General features: G+C 72.1%; 7 protein-coding genes. 3 read left to right on the top strand and 4 right to left on the bottom strand.

The genetic code is table 11. The features are described 5' to 3' along the window. The coding region (locus tag KBX34_RS16230; protein ID WP_210925663.1) for a serine hydrolase at positions 1–945 on the top strand (945 nt) is incomplete at its 5' end. A 43-nt stretch (positions 946–988) separates the two neighbouring features. Here the strand turns inward: KBX34_RS16230 and KBX34_RS16225 are convergent. Then, positions 989–1972: a helix-turn-helix domain-containing protein gene (locus tag KBX34_RS16225; RefSeq protein ID WP_210793998.1), complete on the bottom strand. Its 984-nt coding sequence runs from the start codon at positions 1970–1972 to the stop codon at positions 989–991. Between the two features lie 102 nt (positions 1973–2074). Between KBX34_RS16225 and KBX34_RS16220 the strand changes: the two genes are divergently transcribed. Next, the gene (locus tag KBX34_RS16220) at positions 2075–2650 is read left to right on the top strand and encodes a maleylpyruvate isomerase N-terminal domain-containing protein (RefSeq protein ID WP_210925661.1); all 576 of its coding nucleotides are present in this window, start codon (positions 2075–2077) and stop codon (positions 2648–2650) included. Between the two features lie 151 nt (positions 2651–2801). Here KBX34_RS16220 and KBX34_RS16215 read toward each other — a convergent pair whose 3' ends face one another. From KBX34_RS16215 to KBX34_RS16205, 3 genes are all read right to left on the bottom strand, one after another. Then, on the bottom strand, positions 2802–4091 hold the full coding sequence (locus KBX34_RS16215) for an MFS transporter (RefSeq protein WP_210925659.1): 1290 nt from the start codon (positions 4089–4091) through the stop codon (positions 2802–2804). A gap of 133 nt (positions 4092–4224) precedes the next feature. Beyond that, positions 4225–4767, bottom strand: a complete 543-nt coding sequence (locus KBX34_RS16210) for a GNAT family N-acetyltransferase (RefSeq protein ID WP_210925657.1) — start codon at positions 4765–4767, stop codon at positions 4225–4227. Positions 4768–4798: 31 nt separating this feature from the next. After that, on the bottom strand, positions 4799–5287 hold the full coding sequence (locus KBX34_RS16205; protein ID WP_210925656.1) for a DUF1992 domain-containing protein: 489 nt from the start codon (positions 5285–5287) through the stop codon (positions 4799–4801). 229 nt (positions 5288–5516) lie between these two features. Between KBX34_RS16205 and KBX34_RS16200 the strand changes: the two genes are divergently transcribed. Then, positions 5517–6167, top strand: coding sequence for a LysE family translocator (locus KBX34_RS16200; protein WP_210793993.1), 651 nt, complete (start codon positions 5517–5519; stop codon positions 6165–6167). The last annotated feature ends 5 nt before the right edge of the window (positions 6168–6172 follow it).

Here is a 6172-nt window from a genome sequence, read left to right as displayed (position 1 = left end):
CGGATCGCCGCGACCGAATACCAGCCGTACGCGGGACGCGGCATGGTGTGGGGTGAGGTCCATGACGAGAACGCGTGGTCGCTCGGCGGGGTGGCCGGGCACGCCGGGGTCTTCTCCACGGCCGCGGACCTCGCTGCGCTCTGCCAGTCACTGCTCAACGGCGGCGAATACCGCGGCCGGCGGATCCTGCGCTCGGAAACGGTGCGCGCGATGCTGGTCAACTACAACGCGCCGCTGGAGTCGGCCTACCCGGAGAGCGACCGCGGCCTCGGTTTCGAGCTGAACAAGCACTGGTACATGATGGGGCTCTCCTCGCCGGTGGCCTTCGGGCACACCGGCTTCACCGGCACGTCGATCGTCATCGACCCGCTCTCCCACTCGTTCGTCGTCATGCTCAGCAACCGGGTGCACCCGGACCGGGGCTGGGGCAGCAACAACGTCGCCCGACGGGCCGTCGCGCGTGACCTCGCGGAGGCGTTGCCGGTGCGGCCGCAGTCCGCCAGCGCCTGGCGGGCCGACCCACGCGACTCCGCGACGAGCACGCTCACGGCGCCGCTGCGTCGGCCCGGCCGTGGCGGCACGGCGAGCTTCCTGCTCTGGTACGACACCGAGCCCCGCTTCGACAGCGCGCGTTTCGAGGTTTCCACCGACGGTGGTCTGACCTGGGTGCCGGCGACGATGCAGCTCCGCGACGCCGCCCGCCGGTGGAGCGCCGACGGCACGGTCACCGGCTACGGGGGCTGGGTGTGGTGGCAGGTCACGGTGGCGCTGCCCGATCAGGCCACCCACCTGCGGTTCAGTAGCAGCACCGACGGCTCCGGGCAGGGACGTGGCGTCTACGTCGACCGGGTCGTGGCAGCGGACCGGCACGGCGTCCTCTTCTCGGGCGAGGGTCCCGACGCCTCCCGGTTCGTCGCCGACGGGTGGTCACCCGCGCGGAGCTGACGTTGCGCTGTCGCAGCGTCCCTGCGAGGTCGGTCGGGGCGGGTCACCGATCCTGGCGAGAGACGCCTGTGCGGTATTCCTGCGGCGAACGTCCGTAGTGGGCACGGAAGAGGCGGCTGAAGTGGGCCTTGTCCGGGAAACCCCAACGGGCGGCGATGGCCTGGATCGGCTGCCGCAGCAGCGGGTTGCCGAGATCACGCCGGCACTGCTCCAGGCGCTTGGCGCGGATGAGCTCGGCAACCGTCGTCGCCTCCGCCTCGAAAAGGCGGTGTAGCGACCGCGGCGAGATGTGGTGGGCGGCGGCGACGCTGCGAGGGCTGAGCTCGTCACTGTCAAGGTGGCGGTCGATGAAATCGACGACCCGGGCCCGCAGTGCGGTCTGCCGCGCCTCCGGTGACAGGGTGTCCTCGATGTCGAGGTACTGAGCGAGCGCGGCAGTGAGCAGGTCCACCGCCACCCCGCCCAGGATCTCGGCCTGGGCGGGCTCGAACTGCTCCGGGTGCGCCGCGATGCTCTGCAGGTGGTGGGCCAACAGCCCGCCGACGCCGAGATGCGACGGCATCGGCGTGGCCAACAGGCGGCGGAGCCGGTCCGGCGCCAGGGGCAGCGACGCGTGCGGTATCTGCACCGTGATCGTGGTGGCGAGACCGGGGCCGTCCGCGCGATGCCGGGCGACGTGCGGTCGCGCGGTGTCCAAGAGCGTGAAATGGTTCCCGGCTTCCAGCGTGGACTCGGTGCGGTCCTGGATCAGGGTGCTGTGACCCGTCAGTGGTAGCGCGAGTTGATACACGTCCCCCTCGGTTCGGCGGGCCAGTGTCGTGGGCCGGATCGAGTCCAGCGACGGATAGCGCAGCGAGGTCATCCGAATGCGGCCGAGATCGATGGCCTGCGCGTACGCGACGAAGTTGTCCAGGTGGCCGCTGCTGATGTGCGCGGGTGCCGTCTCCTGGGCGACCAGGGCATACCAGAAGGCGAACCTGTCCGCCGGAGGCACCACGGTCGTGTCCACCACCAGGTTGGGCAGCATTCCGCTCACCTCCCCCACATGCGAGGATGGATTCTTGCATGCCTCGACGTCCTTTACCCATGACCGGATTCCCACGCCCGGCGCTGCCCGGTGGGTTGGCGAATGTCGGCGGTGACCGGCGCCGACCTGCGGGAGGCAGCCGACGAGATGACCCGGGTGCTGCTGCCACACCGGGAACGCGACTGGTCGGTGCCGGCCGGCTCGTTGAGCTGGAACTGCTGGACCACCGCGGCGCACGTCGCGCACGACCTCCTCGCGTACGCGGGCCAGGTCACCGGCCGCCCGGATGACGGCTATCTGCCGTACGACCTGCGGGTCTCACCCGACGCGAGCCCGGCGCAGGTGCTCACCGTGGTGCGGGCCTGCACCGGTCTGCTCGCCGCCGCCGTCGACGCCGCTCCGCCGGACACGCGGGCCTGGCACTGGGGCCCGTGCGATCCGGCCGGTTTCGCCGCCATGGGCGTGGCCGAGACCCTGCTGCACACCCACGACATCACCCTCGGCCTCGCTGTGCCGTGGCAGCCGCCGCAACGGCTGAGCGCGCTGGTGCTGCGGCGGCTCTTCCCGGACGCCCCAGCCGGGGCGGCACCCGAGGTGCTGCTCTGGATGACCGGCCGCGGCGAGCTGCCCGGCCGGGCCCGGCGTACCTCCTGGGTCTGGCGCGCCGCAGTCGACTGACTCGCACCAGCGTCGAGGGGTGGGTGGTCGCCTGTCGGGGCGACCACCCGGTTGGAGCGTCAGGGTCAGGTCCAGCTGATGCCACGGTTACGAACGCTGCGCATGTCCTACTCCTCCCCCTCGGTGACGGTCCCTTGCCCGCCAGCTGACCTCAGCGTCGGCCACGGCCTGCTTCGGCGGTAGGGACGTCGGCGTTCGGAGTCGTTCGGGCTTGTTCGACAGGAGACTCGGACGTCGCAGCTCTGGAGTCGGGTCGCCGTGGCCACAGCGGCATGACAGCGAGAACCGCCACCGCGCCCGACAATCCGCTGAACCCGATCACCGTGGTGGCCGCCCACCGGTCGGCGGCCAGACCCGCGAGGACCATCGCCGTCCCCTGCAGGCCACTGAGACCGGTGATGGCCACCCCGAACGCGCGTCCCCGGTACTGCGTCGGCACCGCCCGGCCGAACAACGCGTTCAGGGGGATGGCGAAGGCGCTCGCGGCGCCGGCCAGCGCCAACAGCAGGAGCATCATCCACAGCGGAGGGATGAGCCAGGCCACTGTCAGCACGCCGGCCGACATCGCGGCCAGCGGCAGGATGAGCCGTGGCCGGGCCGCCGGTGGACAGAACCGGGTGAGCGCGACCCCGCCGATGGCCATCCCCAACGGCGCCGCCGCCAGCAACAGTCCGACAGTGCCGGCCCCGCCGCCGTACTGTCGGGCCAGCGGCGCCATCAGCCCCTCGGCCGCGTAGGTGAAGGCGCTCGCCGTCCACAGGACCAGGACGTAGGACCGCAGCCGGGGATCGGCGAAGACGACCCGCAGCCCGACCGCCCGGCCCTGGCCGGTCGGACGCGACGGCGGTCGAGGCGCGGGGCGGGAACGCACGCCGATCCCGATCAGGAGAGCCGAGACCAGGAAGGTGCCGGCATCCACCAGCAGGGCGCCGCGCAGCGACAGCAACGCCACCAGACTCCCCCCGACGGCGAAGCCGACCACCTGCACGACCTGAGCGCAGATGTTGTCCACGCCGTTGGCCACGGCGTAGCGGTCGCCGTCGAGCACCTCCGGCATCAACGCCGCCCGCGCCGCCACGAACGGTGGCCGCATCAGGTTGACCACGAAGAGCAGCACCACCAGGGCCGGTGCGGGGAGGGCCGGCAGCGCCGCCAGCGGGATGAGCGCCGCGCGACCAAGATCGCACGCGATCATCACGCTTCGCCGGGGGAACCGGTCGGCCAGACCGGACAGCAGCGGTCCGCCCGTGAGCCAGGCCAGGTAGGAACTGGCGTAGGCGGCCGCCGCCAGCGCGGCCGAGCCGGTTTCGCTGAAGACGAGATACGCCACGGTCACGGCCGTGAGCTGGTCGCCGGCCAGGGACAGCAGGTACGCACCGAACAGATGGCGGTACTCGCGTACCGCGAACACCTCGGCGTACGTCGCGGCGCGCTCGGTCACCTCGCCCCGTCCCCTCCCGCGCCGGCGGTCGTCTGGGCGCGTGGCCCAGACCGTATCGGCGTTCACGCGGTCGAGGCCGGGAGCAGGCGTTCGGACCTGTTCGGATCCGTTCGCGGCAGGTTCGGACGGCCGGCTAGCCGGCGTCGAGTGTGTGGCGGTGACCGTCGAGTGGGAAGGGCGGTCGGGCCGGCAGGATCTCCTGGAACACGAAGCCGGACTTCTGCGCCACCCGGCAGGACGCGACGTTGTCCACCTGGTGCAGCAGGTCGAGACGCGTCACCTCGGGGAACCGGTCGAACGCCCAGCGGCTCAGCGCGGTGACCGCGCGAGGGGCGACGCCGCGGCCGCGTGCCCACGACGCCGTCCAGTAGCCCACCTCCGGAGCCGGGCGCTGCGGCGTGACCCCCTTGAGCACCACGTTGCCCACCAGTCGGGGGCCGTCGGTCTGCTCTTCGAGGACGGCGAAGGTGTACCGCCGGCCGTCGGCCCAGTCCCGCTGTGCGCCGTCCAGCCACCGCTGGGCCTCGGCGGCGGTGGTCACTGGAGCTCTGGTCCAGCGGCGCAGGATCGGATCCCGGTACGCCCGCACCAGCTCATCCAGGTCGTCGGCGCACCAGGGACGCAGCGCGACTCCCGGCGTCGAGGGCGTGTCGGGTGACCGCGATTCGATCAGCATCGGCACAGTCTGCCGTGGTCGTGGCCGGGGGTCAGCCCCGTCGGCGCCACCGCCGCCACCAGCTGCGGCGGGGCCGGCGCGACGGTGTCGGAACGGTCGCCGGTTCGGTGGCGGTCGAGGTGACCTTGGGGCGGGCCCGTTCGGCGCGCCAGCGGCGGACCACGTCCTCGGTGTTCACCGGGCGCACCGCGACCCGGGGGCCGTCGTCGGGGAAGCGCAGCCACGACACGATCTGCGCGTTCAACTGCCCCACGAAGTCGCGGACGGACTGCTCGGTGGGCAGGTCTCGGACCTCGTCGGGGACCTGCTCGATGCGTCGGCGCAGTTGCAGTGACGTGGGCAGGAGCAGGTCACTGGGGAGCGCCTCGCGCTCCAGGAAGCTCTTGATCCACCACGCCTCGTCGTACGGCGCCCCCCGGCCGGGGATCGGCTTGCCCATGCCGGGCAGGTCGTCGAACTCGCCGCGCTGAACGGCATCCTGGATCTTCGCCTCCACTGACGCTTCCCACGCCTCGGTCACCGTGCGGCACCTCCCTGGCCACCGTAACGCGCCGCCTCCGGCCGGCGACACGCACTTGCCAGGGGTCAGCGCGCCCGCCACGGTGAGCATTCCCGCCGACGGTGCTGACGTTGCGCCGAACGCGGATGGATCACCCCGGATCGCAGGCCACGGCCTGCCAGGTGGCCCTGGGTTGGGATTTTCATCCCGATTACGGTCGGTGTGGGGACTACCGAACGGGGGAAGCGTCGTGGTGAGTACGGGTGCACTGCTGGGCATCACGCTGGTGGCGTTGGGGCTGGTGCTCACGCCCGGCCCGAACATGGTCTACCTGGTGTCCCGCTCGGTGGCGCAGGGCCGCCGGGCCGGGTTGATCTCGCTGCTCGGGGTGGCCGCCGGGTTCGGCGTCTACCTGGTCGCGGCGGTCGCCGGCCTGGCCGCGGTCTTCGTCCTGGTGCCGACGCTGTATGCGGTGGTGAAGCTGGCCGGGGCCGGCTACCTGCTGTGGCTGGCCTGGCGGACGCTGCGCCCGGGCGGCCACTCGCCGTTCGCGCCCACCCCGCTGCCGCCGGACCCGCCCCGGAAGCTGTTCACCATGGGCCTGATCACCAACCTGCTGAACCCGAAGATCGCCATCCTCTACGTGTCGCTGCTACCGCAGTTCATCGACCCGGCGCGGGGGCACCTGGCGATGCAGAGTCTGCTGCTGGGCCTGACCCAGATCGCCGTCGCGTTGAGCGTGAACGCGCTGATCGTGCTCAGCGCCGGGGCGCTGGCCGGCTTCTTCGCCCGCCGACCGGTGTGGCTGCGGGTGCAGCGGTGGGTGACCGGGACGGCCCTCGCCGCGTTGGCCGTCCGGATCGCCACGGACCGCTCCCGCGCGGCGGTCGCCACACCCTGACAGCC

The sequence above is a fragment of the Micromonospora sp. M61 genome (assembly GCF_018070245.1).
In the GTDB taxonomy this organism is placed as follows: Bacteria; Actinomycetota; Actinomycetes; order Mycobacteriales; family Micromonosporaceae; genus Micromonospora; species Micromonospora zamorensis.
Note: the sequence above shows the minus strand (reverse complement) of the source record. Positions and strands in the feature narration are given on the sequence as shown.